We start from the raw sequence: 21,981 nt of genomic DNA on the forward strand, positions 1-21,981 counted from the left end.
CTACAGGCACAATGCGTAGTTCTTCAGCAGGAGTGTCGATCGTTCACCTTCATAACAATATTTTAGAACCTGAAAAACTGCTTTCTTCACAGAGAAAAAGCCGTCCTAATGATAGGACGACTTCTTTTTTATTTTACGGTATTGATCACTTGTACATAGTCTTTGCTAACAAAAGCTGTTCCTGTATGAAGTTTATCAGAAAGAACCTCATACCAACCGTTTGTAGCAGAGTTAGTGATGATAACAGGCATTCCACTACGTGCATACGTGAATAGTGGACTATTACTTGTAGATGCTTCTGTACGAACATTTAAACCAGGCGTTGTTGTGATACCAATCGTATATGGGTTATTAGCATCCTTAAAGCCTAATGCCTTTTCAGCACGGTAGTAATGTCCTGCAATTTTTGCACCCCAGTATGGGTCAGAAGCGTATTTTACGTTAAAGCCAAGAGCTTTTGAACCAACTACAGCGCCGTTGGCAAAGTTTCTGCCTGGTGAACCACCTGGCGTGATATAGTTTGGCTGTAAAAACTTATCAACAAGCTCATTGATATTGGCAACAATACTATCAAACTTTTTGTTTAGTGGGTTAGTATCATATACATACAAACCAAACAAGTTATTTAAGTCTTGTGCATGAGGACTCATACCATAAGCACTTTCATGCTGTGCAAGTGATAAAATAAGCATCGCATTAATTTGTGATTTTGCTTCTACTTCTTTTAATGTTTTGCCTAAACCGATTAACTTACTTTTCTTTGTTGCATCTTTATATTGCGTAATCCCCGTACTTTCCATCTCCGCTAACTTCTGCATAATATAAGCATCAATTTCTTCTGCAGTGTATTGTGTTGTTGCACGAGCAGGTAAAAACTGATAGTAGTTATAGGCGTCACCTTTAGAAGACCCATTTCCATTTGTGAAAGAGATGCCATCCCAGCTATAGTATTTTTCACCTGGCTTCATGAAAGAAGGTGCCTTTCCGTAAACATAGCTAGAAGAATATTTATTTGTTTTGTAATCGTAGAGCGTGTGTTTAATTTCACCATTCTCATTTGTATAGTAAGAGCGACCTTTGCTCATTGCAAATGGGATTAATGTAACATCAGCGTGTTTTAAGTAGCCGACTTGACCAGCTAAACGTACTTTTACTTGTGTTTCATCACTGCTAAGGTATTCCATCTCTGTATTACCTGCAACAGCAATAGAGTCATTAATTGTTTCAGATTTTAGTGCTACATAATTATTTGTCACGACATAGCCTGAAGACATTTTCACAATTTTATCATTCTGAACAATAACCTGTGTATTTTTTGTCATGGCCTTTTCAGCATCTGCAAAGGTAGAGAATCCTTGATTGCCAACTAGTGTGCCGTTTGAAATTTCCTTAATAACGTATTTAGGGGAGTCTGTATTCGGATCTCCAGGATTTGGATCACCAGTGTTTGGCTTACCGCCGTTTGAGTTGCCACCGTTTGGATCACCAGTGTTTGGCTTACCTCCGTTTGAGTTGCCACCGTTTGGATCACCAGTGTTTGGCTTACCGCCGTTTGAGTTGCCATCGTTTGGATCACCAGTGTTTGGCTTACCGCCATTTGAGTTGCCGTCATTTGGATCACCAGTGTTTGGCTTACTGCCGTTTGAGTTGCCGTCGTTTGGATCTCCAGCAAGTGTCATTAAACGGTGAACAAACGTGGCAGCTTGTCCAATAGTTGCATTTTTGGTAGGCATAAATTTACCATTAGAGCCTTGAATGATTCCTAATTGGGCACCTACAGATACTGCTTGGCGGTATTCTTTAATAATAGATGCATTATCCTTAAAGGTAATAGTAGAAGTACCTTTAGGAATTTCTAAGTAATCAATAGCTCTTTCTAGCATAATCGCCATATGCTGTCTTGAAATAGCGGCATTCGGTTTAAATGAACCATCTCCATAGCCTGTAATAATCCCAGCTGAAGCAGCAAGTTTAATATCTTTTGCATGCAAATATGTATCTGGGACATCCTTAAAGACTATGTCGCTAGTCTCTTGAAGATTCATGGCCTTTGCCAAATAAGAAGCGAATTCTCCGCGTGTCACATTATCATTTGGACGATAACTTCCTTTTGCATCTTTTACTAATGCATTTTTGGAAATTAAATAGCGAAGTCCCTTTTCATGGGAATGCCCTGTGAGTTCATCAGCAGCAGATGCCTGTTGGGGTTGCCAAAAAAGCAAGCCGACTACAGTCATGAGCATTGCAATGATTGATAGTTTTTTCATATTTTTACCCTCCTAAACTTCTACACCATTTTAACAAAGTTATAGGGTCACGATAAAGGTAAACGTTAGAAAAATAACAAAATGAGACTATATGAATAGCTTTCTTGACAATTCCTATAAAACTGGAAAATAGCTTAAATGTTCCATAGCTATTTTGGCATATTTTTGATAATGTTATAGAAGTAAAGCATACGAAGGGAGAGTTGAGGGCTCTATATTACTTAAGAGCGCAAAAAAAATGAAAAAAATAGCGAAAAATTTACTGGTTTTAGTTGTATTATTGTCAATGGTTGTTAGTCCATTGAATGCCTATGCATTCCAAACAGTTACGAAGGATATTCCATTATCGAAAGGTATACAGTATAAACAATATACATACAAAAATACCTATACAAATTCTATAAATCATATTACGGTAAATGTCGATGAGCCAATGACAGAGGTACAATTGGGTATGCCTGCAACAGTCAATGGAAAAGAATCGACAGTAGCGAATGCTAATCGTAATTCACGCGAGGGGAATCGTGTAGTCGGTGCTATTAATGCAAGTTTCTTCAATATGTCAGAAGGTTACCCATTATTTTTACTAGCTAAAGATAATGTTATTTTAAACGGTGGAGCGGTTTCAAACGGCACCGATCAATATATGAATGTCCCTACAGCTTTCGGGATGACAGCAGATGGCCGCGGTGAGATTGACTATTTTGATTTTGATGTAACGCTTTCTCACAAAGGCACAAATTATGCAATGTCAGGAATGAACCGTGAGCGTAATATTAACGAATCGATGATTTACACACCACAATTTTATAGTAAAACAACAAATACAAATGAATATGGTTTTGAAATCGTAGTTGATACAGGTGCGCCAATTACTGAAAATAAATTTGGACAAACGTTAACAGGAAAAGTTACAAAAATTACACCTTATGGATCAAAGGATAAAATATCTATTCCTCCAACTGGCTTTGTTGTTTCATTACAAGGGGGAGATTGGCACAATAAGCTAAGTCAAATAGCACTTGGAGATGAGCTGAGTGTTAACTTCTCTATTGATAAGCAGTGGCAGGATGCAAAATTTATCATGGCAAGTGGTCCGTATTTAGTAAAGGATAATAAACCTTACATTATGATGAGCACATCTAGTTCTCGTGCAAAAGAGGTTGCACCACGTACAGTTGTTGCGACAAGTGATAATGGAAAAAAAGTACACTTTATTACGGTAGATGGACGTCAAAGTCATAGTAAAGGTATGAATATGGTTCAACTTGCTAACTATTTAGTATCGCTTGGTGTCGATCAAGCAATTAACCTAGATGGTGGCGGCTCAACAACAATGGGTATTCGAAATCACGGTAGCAATAATGTCGTATTAGCGAACCTACCATCCAATTCAGGAAATACGCAACGTCTTGTGTCTGCAACATTACAAGCTGTTAGTACGGCACCAACTGGTAAAGGAAAATATATTAAAAAGACAAATAGTACAAACTATGCAACTCTTTTAGAAGGTGCTTCGTCTAGTATAGCAGTACAATATGTATTAGATGAGAACTATAATGCACTTCCACTCGATGGTCATTTATCGCTAACATCTGAGAATAATATTTTAAACATTAATGGTTTAAACTATACGGCAACGAAAGCCGGTAATGATCGAATTTACATCAACCATGATGGCACTGCTGTTGAATCATTCCAAGTGAAAGTAGTAGATGCTCCGGCAACATTGAACGTTGCGCCAAAATCAAAAACAGTAAGTGCTGGCGAAACGGTTAAATTTACTATGGATGCAAAGGATGACGGTGGCAAACCTCTAGTTTACAATCCATCACAGGTGAAATGGTCTGTAGAAGGTAATATCGGTACCATTACTAATGATGGTAAGTTTACAGCTAAAAATCCAGGTGCTACTGGTAAGGTAATAGCGACTTTAGGAACAAAAAGTGCAGAGGCTGCGGTGACTGTAGCAAAACCTTCTTTGTTTAAAGATATTCCAGATAATTATGTGTACTATAAAGAAATTGAGTACTTAACAAAGAATAATATTATTACAGGTCAAGCAGATGGCACATTTAGACCGAATGATAAACTGACACGTGCACATGCGGCAGTTATTATTAGTCGCGCACTTGGTTTAGATACATCCAATGTAAAAAATCCAGGCTTTAAGGATATTCCTGCGAATCACGTTTATTATAAACAAATCGCAGCTGTAGTTGAGGCTGGTATTATGAGTGGTAAAGGCAACAATACCTTTGATGCAAATGGTACTTTAACGCGTGCACAAATGGCGAAGGTTGTAGCATTAGCTTATGACCTAGAAGGAACAAGTAACATTAACTTTAAAGATGTATCGAAGGATCATTGGGCATATTCATATGTTCAGCAACTAGCAGCAAATAATATTACAACTGGCTATGGTGATAACACTTTTAAGCCAAATGAAGCGATTAGTCGCGCTCACTTTGGATTATTCCTATATCGAGCAATCCATCAATAACAGTAGTCCTTAAAGAAAGGTTTTGCCTTTAAAAAATAGCAAACTAGTAGTATTTTATCTAGTTTGCTATTTTTGTTTTTAAATCAAAGGGTGTAGTAGATAGAAATATAGTTTAATTTTTACCATACCACAAGAACTAGTATTAACCTTTAAAGCTCGCCTTTTTTTTACTATTTTTAAAAAGAACGAAAATGTACAATTGTGGTATAATCTCAGTATTAAAAAGTAAAAGGATGTTTTTTAATGAAAATAGGCATTGTGGGGAATTACGGCAATGATAATAATGGTGATGAATCAATATTATACGGCATTCTTCAACAAGTAAAACAAACATTTTCGGTAACTAGTGATGACATTACCGTTTTTAGTAATAACACACAACAAACATCCGAACGTTATGGGGTACACAGCTATCCATTGTATTACAGAAAGAGTAACTTATTTAAAACGTTTATCCATACCTTTAAAAATAATAAACAATATGTAGCAACATTTGACCTCCTCATCATTGGTGGTGGTGGTATTTTAATGGATTTCTATAAACGTGAAGCTCACCTGTATGGAGCGTATGCAATGATGGCAAAACAAAGTAATATTCCCTACATTATATACGGATGTGGCGCTGGTCCACTTGATACGTTTTCTGGAAAGATTAGTATTCGTGCGATGTGTCGTTATGCAGCAAGTATCTCTGTACGTGATCCTCAGTCCAAGAAGCTTTTGCAAAGTATTGGGGTGAAAAAGCCAATAGAAATCATTGGTGATCCTGCATTTACATTAAAAAGGGATCGTCAAAATTACGCAGAAAAACCAATTAAGATAGGTGTATCAGCGGTTCCATACTATAATGCAAATTATTGGCCAGAGGGAAATGTTGAAAAATATGATGCGTACGTTACTGGTATGGCGAAAAATTTAGATAATGTAATTTCAGAGCATAATGTCAAAATTACTTTTTTTGCCACGAAATTCCCGCAAGACGTCACTGTGACGAAGGATATTCAGAAAAAAATGCAACAACGTGCACATACAGAAATTATTGAGGAAAATTTGGTGCCAGAGCGATTACTTGAGGTAACTGAGGAGCAGGACATTATCATTGGTACACGTCTACACTCGCTTATTTTGGCAACCGATTCGGAAACGCCGATTATTGCGATATCCTATCATACAAAAGTACAGGATTTTATGTCCTTTGTGGGCGCATCAGATCGTTGCTTACAAATGCAGGATATAGAGGATGATGGGAAGGCTCTATCCACAGTAGTTGGCAAATTAAGTAGCAATTGGGAGCAGTCAATTGCAGAGACGAAACAAATTGCTACCCATATTCATCAAGAGGCCATGCATGGTCAGGAATTAATGAAAAAGGCAGTGACACGTCTATGAAAAAAGTACTCGTCATTAGTAATATGTATCCAACATCTGATCATTTATCATTCGGTATTTTTGTGAAAAATCAAGTCACTGCACTTGAAAAAGCAGGACTAGACGTAGATATATCAGTCAATGCAAATCCGGCGACAGGTAAGAAAAACACCATTATGAAATATACAAAATGGGGCTTATCGACATTAATGAAAGGCTTAAAAAACAGAAAGTCTATTGATGTCACACATGCACATTATGTGTTCCCATCTGGTATGCTGTCGTTGCTATTAAAGAAAATGTTTGGTATACCGTTTATCGTTACAGCACATGGCGGCGATATTGAGCGTATGGCGAAAAAGAGTACAAGAATTCGAAATTGGACAGCCAGTATTTTACGTGAAAGTGAACATGTTATCGCTGTAGGTCCTGTCTTAGCTCAACAAATTGAACAAGATTTTGGGATTGAAAAAGGTAAAATCTCTATCGTTAGCATGGGTGTGAATCGTGAGGTTTTCACCAAAGGAAGTCAAGCAGCAGTGTGCAAAGAACTGCAATTAGCTTCTGAGCCATTCAGATTTTTATTTGTAGGAAATGTTATTAAGCAAAAAGGCGTGGAGGAGCTGTTACAAGCTTTCCAAATGCTAAAAACAAAAGTATCTCGTCCTTTAGAGTTAAATATTGTAGGTTCTAGAAGAGATCAAGCATTTTTCCAATCCTTGCAACCATTAATCAGTGAAGACGTCAAATTTATAGATCCACTAAAACAACAAGAACTAGTGAAGTGGTTTCAGGCAAGTGATGTCTTTGTATTACCATCCCATTTAGAAGGTTTTGGGTTAGTGGCATTAGAGGCTTTAGCGACAGATACACCTGTTATTGCTTCTAATGTAGGTGGACTTGTATCTTTGCTTGGAGAAGGCGCAGGGCATTTAGTGGAGCCCGAAAACGCTATGGTTTTATCTGAGGAGATGCTGCGTGCAGTGAACACGCCAAAAGATCAATATATGAATCGTGAAGCGGTCGACAAGGTTTTAACCATTCACGATGAAAAAAATATAACAGCTCGCTGTATAGCGATTTACAAGTCGGCCATCGAAGGTAGGGATGGCTTATGAATAAGTTTATAAAATTAATTGGGGCAGTTGCGATTATTAATATTGTTGCCCGTATTTTCGGATTTTTACGTGAAATGATTATCGGATTCCAATATGGTACTGGCCATATTTCCGACAGTATTTTTACTGCGTATATGATTCCAAACTTTTTATATTTAGTGGTTGGAGGAGCATTTACAACTGTTTTTATTTCAATTTATAACCGAGAATCAACTGACAAAGGACTATTCGTAAAGCAGTCGTTTACAATAGTTACTGTGACAGCGACAGTAATGACATTGATTGGGATGGTCTTTGCTACTCCAATTTTAGATAGCTTTAAAACGGATAAGATTGTTAGCGAAGAGGACTTGGCTTTAACGAAAAATCTTTATTTGTGGATGATGCCATCCTCTATATTTCTTGTTTTATCTTCTTGGTATAGTGGTTTACTAAATGTAAATCAAAAATTTCATTTATCGAGCTTTGCCATTTTAATTTACAATGCGATTTTCTTAGTAATCGCATTTGTATTATCAAATTCGACTATTGGTCCAGTTGGATATGGTATTAGTGCATTTGTGAGTGCAATACTGATGGTGTATTTCTTAGTGATCGGTTACCGTAAATTAGATTCGTATAAGGTAGGGCTTTCCTTTAAACAAAATGTATCAACAAAAGAGTTGTGGATAATGGTTGTACCTATTATGCTTGGCGGTGCAACGATTCAACTTTATGCACTACTACAGCGCTATGTAGCAGGGCTATTATCATTAGAAGGAGCAGTATCATCTGTTAACTATGCTTCTAAGTTGATGCAATTCCCACAAGCTATTTTAATTACGGCTGTAACGACAGTTATTTATCCAATTTTAAGTCAAAAGGAATCTGATAATGACCATTCTTCTATAAAAAGCTTGTATTCAAAGGGACTACATTACTTGTTACTGTTACTTGCTCCAGTGACAATTTTCTCTTATTTTTATTCGAATAGTCTAATTCAAGTTGTTTTCGAATACAGCAATTTTACTGCGGAGGATACAGCTGCAACAGCGCCAGTACTGGCCGTCTTTGTACTTTCTATGTATTTCCTTGCGGCAAACGGATACATTACACGCTTTTACTATGCAAAAGGTGACTCAATGGCACCAGTAGTATTTAGTTTACTAAATGTATTTGGAGTAAACATGGCAGTTATTTTCTTAATGGTAGATGCAACTGGGGTAGTTTCAATTGCATGGGGGACTTTAATAAGTTCTATTGTGAACTTTATCATGCTTGTAGTATATGCAAGCATTAAATATGATCTGAAAATGGGTATTTTCAGCAAAGAGCTACAATTTTTCAGAGCATTGCCACCATTGATCGTTATCACGGTTGTTATGTACTTTTCAAGCGAGTATTTAGTATTTGATAACAAGTGGTTAACTTTCATTGTAGGTCTTGTTATTTTTGCTGCTGTGCTTGTAGGCTCCTACTTATTATTTGGCGTGAAGGAAGTAAAAGAATTTAGTGATAAACTAAAACGAAAACTTTTAAAACAATAGTAATCAAAATGGGTATCTTAGAAGAAATTCTTAGATACCCGTTTTGTATTTTTTAAATAGGAAGAGGTTGTTTTTTGATAAAAGCCCAAAAAGTTTCGATAAAACGAGTTATTGTTTCGATAAAACTTCAAAGTATACCTATAAATACGAACACAAGCAGCTTCTTTGCTATTTATCTCGCATTAAAGGGCAGTAAGACTCCATCCTAAAATAGGAAATAAAAGTTGGATTAGTTAGACACTATAAGTACTTGTTGCAAAAAAAATGTCATATTCACAATATTTTATAGTAAAAAAATAGGGGCTGTATTATAATGATTTTATTCAGATAGTGTGGAATTTTTTAACTTATTTTAGCGAAATATTTTTGTAGCGAAAATGAAACATCTGCTACAGAAGTCTCCCAACTCTATAGATGGTAAGATGAATCCGGACCTAATTATGAAGAGATATAATTGCTGAGCATATGACTCATCACCAAAAGTTGTGATGACATTCCCTTTCAATGGGTGTCCATACATCTACTGAAATAGAGGAACTCAGTCTAAGAACGCCACATCTTGTGGCAATTTATCTGTGCGAAAGCGAAGCGACAGCTACAAATGTTTTCTGTGCGAAAGCGAAGCGACAGCTACAAATGTTTTCTGCGCGAAAGCGAAGCGTCAGCGACAATTACGCCAAGGCGAAATTGATATAAGTTGATTGGAGTGGAGACTGGGCGACTCCTTGGGGATTAGCGATAGAGGAACGAAGGCAAGAGCATCACGTCCTGTGATAACACCTTCGTGACCAACATCCTTTTTGGCCCAAGCGGCTCATCGGACGCCCCCAGTCGGAACGGAAATCAACCACACGTTATGGTGATAAGCCGGACATATTAATAATTTGGCATTACTTAGTAATAATAATACTTGAAGGAACTACAAACTAAGATAAGGTGGAAAGTATGGCAAGAGGTAGGAAGATTAATTCAAATGGTGAACGAAGTAAACAATTATTGCTTGAAAAGGCTGTAGAGCTATTTTCTGAAAAAGGTTATCATGATACAAAAATTAGTGACATTGTAAAAGCTGCCAATGTAACACAACCAACTTTTTATTTATATTTTGAAAGCAAGGACTCTCTGTATAACGATCTGAATAAACGATTTCAGCGTGGATTTGATGAAATCATGAGTAAACATTCAGAGGAAGTTGTAAAGGGAATAGAAGGCTTAGTTAGAACGCTGAAGCAAAAAATAAAAATGTTGTTCGTCTACATACTTGAAAATCCGAAGTTAACGAAAATTGGTTTATTTGAATCCGAACAGTCAGTTATAGTTAAATCTCAGCTTACACAGCAGTTAATTTCCCTTATACACCTCCATGATTGTGAGCATCTATTACAATTATATTCTGTAGACATTAATGTGGCTGTAGATAGTTTTGTAGGATCCTTGGAGCGTTTAATATTAACAACTTTACTTGAACAAAAAAAACTGCCATGCGAGCTAGCAAATGAACTAATTAACTTATACTTTTTAAGAGAAGATAAATATAAACATGTATAAAAAAATTCCCCTCACCACAGATTGAACTGCTCCCTGTCAAGTAGACAGTGGAAATAATAAAAAGCTTTTAAGCGGCTTTAGCCCTATATTCTAATGGGCTTAAGCCGTTTAATCGTTCTTGGTATCTATCGTTATTGTAAAACTGGATATAATCCTCAATCGCTTGTTGTAACGCTTCAAATGTTTGGTACTTATGTAAATAATACTTTTCACATTTCAATGTTCCCCAAAATGATTCCATTGGTCCGTTATCTATACATTTGCCTACACGGGACATGCTATGAATCATCTCTGCTCCATCTATTCTTCTTTTAAATCCATGTGATGTGTACTGATAGCCACGATCACTATGAAGTAACGGTTGTTCTCCATCTTTTAAAGTAAGCATTGCTAAATCAAACGTCTTAAATACCAATTCATTATTATTTGAATGCCCCAATACATAACTGATAATAGAGCCATCGTAAAGATCTAGAATAGCGCTTAAATAAGCTTTCTTTCCATTTCCTAATTTGAACTCCGTCACATCTGTTACCCATTTTTCGTTGGGTTTGCTTGCAGTAAATTCACGATTTAATCGATTTTCAGCGACATGTTGTGCAGGTGAAGAAACATATCGCTTTCTTTTTCGGCGAATCACGGATTGTAAACCACTGATTTGCATTAATCGATAAATACGTTTGTGATTGAACTTTTTATTGTATTTACGATTGATATTTAAAGTCATTCTTCGATATCCATAAATTCCTTCGACTTGTCGAAAAATAGCTTGGATATCCTGAAGAATCGCTTTATTCTCTAGCTCTCTATCTGTTGGTGTACGTTGTAGCCATTTATAATAGGCAGCACGAGATAAACCGGCAATATCACATAAAAGGATTACTGGCAGATTTTCTTTCGCATGTAACTCTTGAATCGCTCTATATTTATTTTGTAAACGAACGCTTGTTAACGATTCCTCCTTTCGAGTTCTTCCAACTTTTTTAAAAAGGCATTTTCTGCGCGTAATCGTTCATTTTCACGTTCTAAACGTTTCATTTCTAGCTTAAATTTTTCTTCAGCTGTTAATTCCTGTTCTTCTTTCTTGCGACCACGTTTATCCTGCAGAGCCTCTTCACCATTTACTTCGAATTTTTTGACCCATTGATACACCTGTTGATAAGACACTTCATAGGTTTCTGCAGCGAGCTGATAGTTTTTCTGATGTTCTAGACAGTAATTTACAATCTGTATTCTTTCTTCTAACGTCGTTGTTCTTTTATTAGTCATAGAGTTTGTCATTCCTTTACCGGTATCCTTTAATTCTCTATGACTATTATACTTTTGAATCCAATTTCTCAAAACGGATTTGTCAGAAATCTTGTATTTTCTTGTAACTTCTTTTAAAGAATATTGTCCAGATAAATAGTCTTGTACAGCTGCTAACTTTAGCTCTTTCGAGTAAGAATTCCAAGAAGTGGACTCTTCAAGGCCAATTTCTCCATCTATTTCATATTTGTAGTTCCATTCTTCAATGGTTTTATAAGAAACCTGAAATATAGTAGCTAATTCTGAAATTGTCTTTTGTCCTTTGTGAAGAAGTCTTAGAACCGCTAATTTTTCATCTTTTGAGTGGTTACTTCGAGCCATAAAAAAATGCCCCCTAGATAAACAGATTTTTATTTTTTAATCTGTCTACCTAAAGGGGAGCATATCAAATTGGTGAGAGGAATTTTTTATTTCTTTACTGTAATACGAAGATAAATGCCTTGTTGAAGCTTTTTATCTGTTTCTTTTTGAATAGTTGGATGAACAAGAAGCATATACTCTTGTCCGCTGTTTAACGGTTTTGATGGGGTAACAAGCAATGATTGACCATCAACTTTTGTTGTAATTGGTACTTCGTTACCGCCTAAAGCGACGAGCTGAACACTACCTTCAGCGATCTGCGAAGAGAGTGCTTGAGATAATTTCACTGTAAATGTTTTAGTAGACGGTACATTTTTTAAGCTTGCTAGTTCTTTGTAATGTGTATATTGTTCTTTTATTGCATCGTAATGGGCCTGGAAAATAGGTGCAGTCTTTGTTTGGATGTTTGGTTTTACCCCAACTTCATTAATTGTTTTCCCAGATGGACCTGTAAATTTACCGACTGTTAGCTTTAAATAGCTACCGTCATGCAATTCAAAAAAGCCCTGCATAGCGCCTTTTCCATATGTAGTTTCCCCATATAAAATAGCAGATTGCTGATCTTGTAATGATGCTGCTAACATTTCAGAGGCGCTAGCACTATAGCGATTTACTAGAATACGTGTATTAGCCGGAAATTTTTCGTTTTGATGGGCTGCACGTACTTTATAAGAGGCATGTGCTTCTTCTAGTAAATAAGCAATTTTTGCTTGTGGGAATAGCCCTGTCATTTCCTCAGCTGTTGCCACATAGCCACCACCATTGTTTTGTAAATCTAATATAAAGGAAGTTGCACCACGCTGTTTTAATTGAACAAGCGCGTCCTTTACAAGCTTAGCACCGTCTTCTGAGAAGGATGACATGGCAATATAGCCAACATTCCCAAATAGTAATTCAGATTCCACATTGGGTAATGTGAATTTTTTTCGTGTAATAGTTGTAGTAGAAGTTTTACCATTTACATGTTGGAGTGTCACTTCTAGTTTAGTACCCTCATCACCGATTAAGAGGGACGAGGCTTCTTGTATGGAGCTTCCTACAACAGATTGCCCGTTAATTGCAGTAATAATGTCTCCAGCTACGATACCGGCATTAGCTGCACCGCTATTCTCAAATACTCGTAAAATATGAATGCCATCTTCATGCTCTTCGATGACTACACCAATCCCAATTGTTGATAGATTGATGCTATTGATAAATTCCTCAAATTCCTGTTTCGTAAAAAATGTGGAATAAGGATCTAGCATATCAATAATTTCTGGAATTGTTTTGGCGTTTTGTAAATTCCCATTGATCGTCCCAACATATTTTTCCTCAATAATTTCCTTGATCTCCTTTACAAGCTGTTGTTCATTGCTTGCAGCAGAAGCGTTTGCAAATGGAAAGATGAAGAAACTTAGAATAAATACGAAAGACCACACTAATTTTTTCATAGGACACCTCTTTTCTAATTACTTGTATTATACATGAATTTCCATATAACCGCGAATAGAGATAGAGGGAATTTACTGAAAAAAAGAATCTGCAAGCATTTTGCGAAAACAGTCGCAAAAGCAAGCAGATTCTAGTTATTTAATAAATGTAGAAGGCTCATAGAGGTGATTTCCGTTCCAACTGGAAGCTTTGTCGCTGACGCTTCGCTTTCGCACAGAAAACATTTGGTGCTGACGCTTTGCTTTCGCACAGAAAACATTTGGTGCTGACGCTTTGCTTTCGCACAGAAAACATTTGGTGCTGACGCTTTGCTTTCGCACAGAAAACATTTGTTGCTGACGCTTCGCTTTCGCACAGAAAACATTTGTTGCTGACGCTTCGCTTTCGCACAGAGCAGAGCTTGCTGAGGGCGTACGATGAACCGCTTCACTTGCGCTCCAGGGCCTCATCCTTGACTTGATAGCCTAGCCTCCACTAATGTCATCCCGAACTTTTGGCTATGAGATTAAAACTCTCTTATCTTTTCATAAGTTTATGAATGATAAAGCCGATAAGTGCGCCGATAATAGCAGGTACAAGCCATCCTAAACTTTGCTCGTATAATGGTAAAGCATTTAAAATGTTCTCATAGGGTGCAATTCTAATATTCATTTCCTTTAAACCATCATATAGACTAACACAGAATGTTGGAATTAAAGCTAAAATGTAAACGATTTGTCCACCTTTAAAGAAATGATCGACAAGCGACAGTACCATTAGCACCATTGCTAGCGGATAGATCATTAATAATACAGGCAGTGATGCACTAATGATTGTAGATAGACCCACGTTCGTAATAGCCGCACTAAAAATTGTGAAAACTATTAAAAATGTTTTGTATGATATTTTTGGAAATAACTTATTAAAATACGTAGCATTAGCAGTTAATAATCCTACAGCAGTTGATATACACGCTAGTAAAATAGTAGTAGATAAAATAACACTTCCAAAATTACCAAATAGAACTTTAGCGGATTTTGCAATAATAACGCCGCCATTATCAGAAGTGCCAATTGCATCTATACTAGTGTTACCAATTTGGCCAAGCGAGATGTAAACAAATGATAGACCAATAGCCGCAACAATTCCGGCGAAAATCGTCGTTTTGATTTGTTTTTTAGTATCTGACATCCCCATGTCACGCAATGCTTGTAAAATAACGATACCAAAAACAAGCGCACTTAGAACATCCATTGTTAAATAGCCTTGAACAAAGCCTTCAGTCAGAGGAGATACAGTATATTCTCCTACAGCTGTCCCTGGTTCACCCATTGGAGAAATAAAGCTTTTAACAGCTAGAATTAAAATAACGATCAATAAAGCAGGTGTTAAAATTTTACCTACACGATCGACAAGCTTTGTAGGGTTAATAGCTAAGTATAATATTAAGGCAAAAAACAATACAGACGTTATAAAAAGTGGTGCCCAATGATCTGCTACTGACTCAGGTAGAAATGGTGCAATCCCTATTTCATAGGACACCGAACCTGTACGAGGTACTGCAAAAAATGGCCCAATCGCTAAATAAACGATTGATGTAAAGATCACACCAAAAGTAGGACTGACACGATTAGCAAGCAGTTGTAAATCCCCACCTGCTTTCGCAACCGCAACGATTGCTAAGAGTGGTAAACCAACACCCGTTATTAAGAAACCAATCATTGCTAACGTAATATTTTCACCAGCTTGTTGACCTAATAATGGAGGGAAGATAATATTTCCAGCACCTAAAAATAAGGCAAATAATAATAAACCTACTGCTAAATTTTCTTTGATGAAAAGCACTATGTTTTTCATAAAAATAAAAACTCCTTTAAGATTGAAAAGATGAAACTTTCTAAAAATTTTAAATACAGAAGTGTATGTTACCATATGAATACTAATCTTGCAATGAATATCTTCTCGTAATTTGTCGGATTCTGTAGTATTCAATAAGATTGATAAAATGTTTGAAAAATAGTCAGTTTTTCCGATTTCTCATTACTTTAATATCTAGTATGATAGACTCACAAGGGAATATTCTAGCATGAACGGAGGCAATTTGATATGAAAAAATCAAAAAAATTGAGAATCCTTGCTTTAAGTACTATAGCTACTTCATTTTTAGCCCTACCTACCGCAGAAGCAGCTACATATACCGTGCAAAAAGGAGATACTTTATCTAAAATCGCTCAAAATCATCAAGTAACAGTTCAAGACATAAAAAGCTGGAACAAATTAAAGAATGATATGATTTATGTAGCGCAAAAGCTTGAGGTTTCAAAAACATCTACGAATGAAGCAGGGAAACCTTCAAATCCATCCACAACAAAACCAACAACACCAACAACACCACCGAAGCAAACAACTGCTTCCCATACAGTAGTTAAAGGAGATACATTATCAAAAATTGCTAAGCAATATAATGTGACACTAAAGGACATTAAAGAATGGAATGGACTTACGACAGATGCTATCTACGTTGGCCAGGTGTTAAAATTATCTTCAACAGCTACAATACCCGAGGGTGATAAGTCTTCAGGTGCAGGAACACCATCAAAAGAAACGTCTAAAGATCCCTTAGCTAATGGACAAGCTATTTATAAGAAAACAATAGATGTAGCTAATACTTTGATAGGAACTCCGTATGTCTACGGTGGTAATACACCTGAAGGCCTTGACTGCAGTGGCTTTATTTACTACGCCTTTAATCAAGGTGGTTTAAAGATTGGAAGAGACAGCAGCGAAGGATATTTTTATGGTAATACAACACAAGTTACTAATCCAATAGCGGGGGATTTAGTATTTTTCGAGAATACGTATAAAGATGGAATATCTCATATGGGTATTTATCTTGGTAGTAATAAATTTATCCATTCAGGGTCAGATGGTGTTGAAGTTTCAGATGTTACAAACTCCTACTGGTCTACAAAATTAGTAGGTTATAAACGCTTCGACGCGATCAAATAAGGTGAAAGCGATTTTTGCATATACGCAGAAATCGTTTTTTTTTTATGGAGTGAGAGAGAATCGCGCGGTTGAAGTCGACAGTTTTACTATAAAAAATGTGGCACCGCTGATAAAGGTGTCAGAATCGCTGATAAACCAGCGAACATCGCTGATAAAAGCCTCAGAATCGCTGATAAAGGGTTGATCACCGCTCCATAAGAAAATGAACAAAAGAAAAAGAGGCAGGGACAAAAAGAAAAAATGTTAGACCGATTGCATTGGTCTAACATTTTTTTGATTTAGGAAGGAACACTCTACTCATTGAAGCGGAAAAGTTATTATCTGTTTTCGCTATTTTTCAAAATAATCGAGTTCTGTCCCAGCCTCTTTTAAACGCTTTATTGTGTTACGCGTGCTGTCCAACGAGAAAGATCTGCATCTTTTGCATCAACAAGCTCTGCAGGGAAGATAAATGTCCAAGGCTTCGTTGAGTTCGGTTGTACAGTTAAGATAGGATCCATTTTAAATGAACCTTTAGCAATTTGTTTACCTGTTGCATCAATAATTTCTAGTGGTAATTGTTCAAGGTTAATAGCTTTATTATGTCCGTTACGAATGAAGATAGACACATTTAAACTACCATTATCCACAAGTTTTGCTTGCAGGCCAGTGAAGTTTACTTCTGTTTCACCTAACTCAGGTAAAGTTTTGACGATTTTTGCAAGCTCCTCTTTTTGTGCTTCAGGTAATTGTTGTTCCCATGATGGATCTAATTCTAATTGGTGACCGCGTAGGGAAACAAGGTTGAATGCAATTTTCCAACCGTCTTCTGGTACTTCATTGACTTTGATTGTTGATTTTTCAAATTCAAATACCCATGGACGAGCACTTTCTGCTGGAATCGTGCCAAGTGCTGCAAAATCGAATTTTTTAGATGCTACAAGCTCATCGTTTTTATCCATAATGTAAAGCTCAATTTCACCTAGCTCGATTGCTTGAGGCAATGATGAGCGGAAAAATGCACGCACTTGCCATTTTTTAGAGCGTGGGTCTTCTTCAATACTAATAGAAGAAAGTGATAATTGATTTGGCTTCAAAGGTTCTAGCTCATTAGCAAGGAAACTAAAAATGTATTTTTGCTCCTGAGGAACATCCCACTCTGGATGGAATGAAAGCTTTGTCACAACATCACGATTATCGCTACTATCCGTAGTAGTATTTCCTAATAAGTCTTTAGAGTCAATTGTGTTTTCTTGAACAACCTTGTCCGATTTTTTAAAGAATGAAAATAAGCCCATTATTGTACCTCCATTTGTGCTTCAATCATTTTCATGAAGCCTGTGATTTCTATAATAATAGAACGACGTAATTCTTGGAAATTCTTTCCGAATAATTCAAGTCCTTCACGTTGGTAAATTCGCATCGGATCTTCTTGCTGGTAATGACGTAAGCCAATTCCTTCTTTTAAGTGTGTCATGGCTTCTAAATGTTTCACCCAGCCACTATCTAAGTAGCTTAGCATTACTTGTGGAATAACTGCCACTACTTGTTCATTCTCAGCGAACTTCTCCATCTTTGCAGTTAATTCATCAACAGGTGCTTGCAGTGAATCTAAAATAGGGACAACTTTACCTACTTCTCTATCAATTGTGATAGGTGAAAGGAAGAGACTGTTTAAGGTTCTTTCCATCCCTTCGTAATCCCATTCAACTGAAGGTAATTCATCAGGTGCTGCATCACGTACTGCAAAGTCTACAGTTTCATAGAACATTTGCTTTAATTGTTCTAATAAATTTTCGCCAGCTAAAATTTTGTCACGTAGACCGTAAATAACTGTACGTTGGTCATTAATCACATCGTCTAATTTTAAGTTGTATTCACGCATGCTGTATTGAGAACCTTCAACGATACGCTGTGTACGGCTAATAAGCTCGTGAACGTTATTATTTTGAATAATGTCTTGTTCGTCAACAACCATTTTTGCTGAGAATTTTTCAACATCTTCTTTTGCGTAACGTCGGAACATATCATCTTCAATAGAGAGAATGAAGCGGCTTTCACCTATATCACCTTGACGACCTGAACGACCGCGAAGTTGATTATCTACACGACGACTTTCATGTTTCTCGGTACCGATGACATATAAGCCGCCAAGCTCGTGTACTTCTTCACCTAGCATAATATCTGTACCACGACCAGCCATATTCGTAGCTACCGTAATACGACCTTTTTGACCTGCTTGTGAAATCAGCTCAACCTCTTGTTCAACTGTTTTAGCATTCAGTAATTGGAATTTTAACCCTGCACTTTTCAAATGCTCAGCAACTGTTTCAGATTGCAGTATCGATGTAGTACCAATTAAGACAGGTTGTCCTTTTTCGTGACGACTTTTCGCTTCTGCAGCCACATATTTATATTTAGCTTCTTGTGTTTTAAAAATAATATCAGGCTGATCGACACGTTGACGTGGGCGGTTTGTTGGAATTTGAATAACTTCCATTGCGTACACTTCTTTTATTTCTTTTTCCTGTGTTTTCGCTGTACCCGTCATCCCGGAAAGCTTCGGATACATACGGAAATAGTTTTGAATCGTAATTTGTGCCTGTGCTTTATTTTCTTCTGTGATCGTTACGCCTTCTTTTGCTTCAATTGCTTGATGCAATCCATCAGATAGTGAACGACCTTCTAAAATACGACCTGTGAACATATCAACAAGCTCGATTTTGTCATCCTTAACGATGTAATCAACATCACGCTTGAACATTACATGGGCACGCACAGCTTGGATCACATAATGATAAAGTGTTTGGTGTTCAAGATCATATAGATTATCAACATTAAAGGCAGCCTCAACCTTTTCAATACCTTTATCTGTTAAAGAAGTAGCTTTTGTTTCTTCATCAAAATCGTAGTCTTCTTCTTCTTTAAAACGTTTAGCTAGCATAGAAGCAATGCGATGTAGTTCATCATTCGCTGCCATTTTCCCAGCGATAATAAGTGGTGTTTTTGCCTCATCAATAAGTACACTATCAACCTCATCGATAATGGCGAAGTGATAAGGGCGTTGTACTTTATCAGCCAAGCTATGTGCCATGTTGTCACGTAAGTAGTCAAATCCGAATTCAGTACCGACACCATATGTTATATCAGCATTATAGGCCTCTTTTTTTGCGTCTGGTTCCATCATTGGTATATTTAAACCAACTGTTAAGCCAAGGAAACGATGAATTTGACCAACAAGTTCGTAGTCACGCTTAGCTAAATAGTCATTAACTGTAATGACATGAACACCTTTACCTTCTAATGCGCGTACATAAGAAGGTAGGGAAGCGACAAGCGTTTTACCTTCACCTGTAGGCATTTCTGCAATATTACCTTCAGTTAAAACAAGACCACCGATAAGTTGTACATCAAAATGACGCATACCTAATACACGTTTTGAGGCTTCGCGTACAACAGCAAATGCGTCTGGGATGATTGATGTAATTGGTTCGCCTTGTTCTAAACGATCCTTGAAAATAAAAGTCATTTCTTTTAATTCTTCATCTGACTTGTCGACATATTTTTCTTCAAGATTATTAATCTGATCTACTATTTTATAGTAGCGTTTTAATTGACGAGCACTTGTTTGCTCATTGTTGCGTTTAAAAATTGAGAACATGAAATTTACGCTCCTTTAAAGTTGTCTAAATGCTAGACACTACATTATTTTATCAAATTTTACGAATGGTGACTACATTTGACATGCAGCATTCTACCATTCTCAAAAAGAAGAAAAATATTTGTGAAATGGTGGAAATTAAATAGAAAAAGTATATTTCGGCGCTCGTTCGTGCTATAATCAATTTGGATTTAAATGTAGATTATTTTTGAGGAGGAGAGACATGCTTTACGTGTCTTTAATAGCAGCATTCATTGCTTCCATATTGTTAACTCCATTAGTTAAACGATTAGCGTTCAGAATAGGTGCTGTCGATGCACCAAACTATCGAAAAGTACATGCACGAATTATGCCAAGACTTGGCGGATTAGCGATTTTCCTTGCGTTTTTAATAGGCATAGCTATGCTATATCCATTTTTAATAGGCGTATTACCGTGGCATACTAGTGAATATAGTTTATTGGCGATTATTATAGGAGCCTGTATTATTGTAGCAACAGGCGTCATTGATGATATGCGTGAAATTTCTGCAAAGGCGAAAATGCTAGGGCAGCTTGCTGCTGCACTTATCGTTATTTTTGTAGGTGGCATTCAAATTGACGAGGTTAACTTACCTTTCGTAGGTGAATTAGATTTTGGATTACTAAGTATCCCTTTAACAATTCTTTGGATTATTGGAATTACAAATGCCATTAATTTAATTGATGGTTTAGATGGTCTAGCTGCCGGGGTTTCAACGATTGCTCTTATTACATTAGCGGTCATGGCATTTAATATGGACAATATGTTTGTTTTAGCAATTGCAGCCATTTTAGCAGCAGCATCAAGTGGTTTCTTATTTTATAATTTCCACCCAGCAAAAATCTTTATGGGGGATACAGGGGCATTATTCCTCGGATTTATGATATCCGTGCTGGCGTTACTTGGTTTTAAAAATGTAACATTTGTTTCATTAATTATCCCAATTATTATTCTAGGTGTACCAATTTCTGATACATTCTTTGCGATTGTTCGTCGTGTGCGCATGAAGAAAAAATGGTCTGATCCAGATAAATCACACTTACATCACCGTTTACTGGATATGGGCTTCACACATCGTCAAACAGTACTCCTTATCTATGGGATTGCTATGATGTTTGGGTTGGCAGCCGTTATTTTCTCTATGGCAAAAGTATGGGGAGCGATTTTACTCATAGCCGTCATATTAACTGCCATTGAAATTTTTGTTGAAATCATCGGACTCGCAGGTAAAAACTATAAGCCGCTATTAAATTTTGTGCGGATATTTAATAAATAAAATATTAAAGCAATCATTCATTTTTAATGTGTGATTGTTTTTTTTATGGAGTTTATGGGGAACTGGAGTGAAGAAAATCTTGATCCATGTGAATTTAGCTTGGGTCGAGTGGAGAATAGCATAGGTTGATAGGAGAATTTTTGGGATTTACAAGAAAATTGCTCGGGTAGAGTAGTGAGTTGCTAGGGTCCTCGAAAAAAATGCTCAGGTAAGGCGGAAAATTGCTCAGGTAGCATGGAGACCGGGTAAATGAGGGTGTTTTCCATTCCATGCTACTCGCTATCCTGTGAGCGAGTGTCGAGCCTTTCCTCCGCTTTTGTTTTCACTGCCGCTACGTTTGCACTTCGCTTTCGTGCAGAAAACCACATGTCACTGCCGCTACGTTTGCACTTCGCTTTCGTGCAGAAAACCACATGTCACTGCCGCTACGTTTGCACTTCGCTTTCGTGCAGAAAACCACATGTCACTGCCGCTACGTTTGCACTTCGCTTTCGTGCAGAAAACCACATGTCACTGCCGCTACGTTTGCACTTCGCTTTCGTGCAGAAAACCACATGTCACTGCCGCTACGTTTGCACTTCGCTTTCGCACAGAAAACCACATGTCACTGCCGCTACGCTTTCG

15 protein-coding genes are annotated in these 21,981 nt (G+C 37.0%); 8 read left to right on the forward strand and 7 right to left on the reverse strand.

What is annotated here, in order from left to right:
• Window positions 1-128: 128 nt before the first annotated feature.
• Window positions 129-2,267, reverse strand: coding sequence for an S-layer homology domain-containing protein (locus tag AB9L17_RS03495; protein WP_375200094.1), 2,139 nt, complete (start codon window positions 2,265-2,267; stop codon window positions 129-131).
• A 238-nt stretch (window positions 2,268-2,505) separates the two neighbouring features.
• Here AB9L17_RS03495 and AB9L17_RS03500 point away from each other — a divergent pair, with 238 nt between their 5' ends.
• The 6 genes from AB9L17_RS03500 (at window position 2,506) to AB9L17_RS03525 (ending at window position 10,330) form a co-directional block, all read left to right on the forward strand.
• Window positions 2,506-4,770, forward strand: coding sequence for an S-layer homology domain-containing protein (locus tag AB9L17_RS03500; protein ID WP_375200095.1), 2,265 nt, complete (start codon window positions 2,506-2,508; stop codon window positions 4,768-4,770).
• Between the two features lie 243 nt (window positions 4,771-5,013).
• Window positions 5,014-6,159: a polysaccharide pyruvyl transferase family protein gene (locus AB9L17_RS03505; RefSeq protein ID WP_375200096.1), complete on the forward strand. Its 1,146-nt coding sequence runs from the start codon at window positions 5,014-5,016 to the stop codon at window positions 6,157-6,159.
• Window positions 6,156-7,256 carry a glycosyltransferase gene (locus AB9L17_RS03510; RefSeq protein ID WP_375200097.1) on the forward strand — a complete coding sequence of 367 codons (1,101 nt, stop codon included), beginning with the start codon at window positions 6,156-6,158 and terminating at the stop codon, window positions 7,254-7,256. The genes AB9L17_RS03505 and AB9L17_RS03510 overlap by 4 nt, the downstream gene beginning before the upstream one ends.
• Complete coding sequence (murJ, locus tag AB9L17_RS03515; protein WP_375200098.1) at window positions 7,253-8,782, forward strand: murein biosynthesis integral membrane protein MurJ; 1,530 nt, start codon at window positions 7,253-7,255, stop codon at window positions 8,780-8,782. Before AB9L17_RS03510 ends, murJ begins: the two co-directional genes overlap by 4 nt.
• A gap of 504 nt (window positions 8,783-9,286) precedes the next feature.
• Window positions 9,287-9,478 (forward strand): hypothetical protein, encoded by a 192-nt coding sequence (locus AB9L17_RS03520; RefSeq protein WP_375200099.1) that lies wholly within the window; start codon window positions 9,287-9,289, stop codon window positions 9,476-9,478.
• Between the two features lie 249 nt (window positions 9,479-9,727).
• Window positions 9,728-10,330, forward strand: a complete 603-nt coding sequence (locus AB9L17_RS03525) for a TetR/AcrR family transcriptional regulator (protein WP_375200100.1) — start codon at window positions 9,728-9,730, stop codon at window positions 10,328-10,330.
• Between the two features lie 67 nt (window positions 10,331-10,397).
• Here AB9L17_RS03525 and AB9L17_RS03530 read toward each other — a convergent pair.
• The 4 genes from AB9L17_RS03530 to brnQ form a co-directional block, all read right to left on the reverse strand.
• Window positions 10,398-11,959 (reverse strand): IS3 family transposase gene (locus AB9L17_RS03530; RefSeq protein WP_375199824.1). Its coding sequence is split into 2 segments (ribosomal slippage): window positions 10,398-11,302 and window positions 11,302-11,959, totalling 1,563 coding nucleotides; the frame shifts between segments, so codons are not numbered across the junction.
• Window positions 11,960-12,045: 86 nt separating this feature from the next.
• Window positions 12,046-13,431 (reverse strand): S41 family peptidase, encoded by a 1,386-nt coding sequence (locus AB9L17_RS03535; protein ID WP_375200101.1) that lies wholly within the window; start codon window positions 13,429-13,431, stop codon window positions 12,046-12,048.
• A gap of 131 nt (window positions 13,432-13,562) precedes the next feature.
• Window positions 13,563-13,862, reverse strand: coding sequence for a hypothetical protein (locus tag AB9L17_RS03540; protein ID WP_375200102.1), 300 nt, complete (start codon window positions 13,860-13,862; stop codon window positions 13,563-13,565).
• An 86-nt stretch (window positions 13,863-13,948) separates the two neighbouring features.
• Window positions 13,949-15,268: a branched-chain amino acid transport system II carrier protein gene (gene brnQ, locus AB9L17_RS03545; RefSeq protein WP_375200103.1), complete on the reverse strand. Its 1,320-nt coding sequence runs from the start codon at window positions 15,266-15,268 to the stop codon at window positions 13,949-13,951.
• A 249-nt stretch (window positions 15,269-15,517) separates the two neighbouring features.
• Here brnQ and AB9L17_RS03550 point away from each other — a divergent pair, with 249 nt between their 5' ends.
• Window positions 15,518-16,420: a LysM peptidoglycan-binding domain-containing protein gene (locus AB9L17_RS03550; protein ID WP_375200104.1), complete on the forward strand. Its 903-nt coding sequence runs from the start codon at window positions 15,518-15,520 to the stop codon at window positions 16,418-16,420.
• Window positions 16,421-16,797: 377 nt separating this feature from the next.
• Here the strand turns inward: AB9L17_RS03550 and AB9L17_RS03555 are convergent, their stop codons facing one another.
• Both AB9L17_RS03555 and secA2 read right to left on the reverse strand, forming a co-directional pair.
• Complete coding sequence (locus tag AB9L17_RS03555; RefSeq protein ID WP_223552965.1) at window positions 16,798-17,697, reverse strand: accessory Sec system S-layer assembly protein; 900 nt, start codon at window positions 17,695-17,697, stop codon at window positions 16,798-16,800.
• Window positions 17,697-20,060, reverse strand: a complete 2,364-nt coding sequence (gene secA2, locus AB9L17_RS03560; protein ID WP_068986517.1) for an accessory Sec system translocase SecA2 — start codon at window positions 20,058-20,060, stop codon at window positions 17,697-17,699. Before secA2 ends, AB9L17_RS03555 begins: the two co-directional genes overlap by 1 nt.
• Window positions 20,061-20,283: 223 nt before the next feature.
• Between secA2 and AB9L17_RS03565 the strand changes: the two genes are divergently transcribed.
• Window positions 20,284-21,357, forward strand: coding sequence for a glycosyltransferase family 4 protein (locus tag AB9L17_RS03565; protein ID WP_068986516.1), 1,074 nt, complete (start codon window positions 20,284-20,286; stop codon window positions 21,355-21,357).
• Window positions 21,358-21,981 lie beyond the last annotated feature (624 nt).

It is taken from the genome of Lysinibacillus sp. RS11, from assembly GCF_042019215.1.
GTDB lineage: Bacteria > Bacillota > Bacilli > Bacillales_A > Planococcaceae > Lysinibacillus > Lysinibacillus xylanilyticus_A.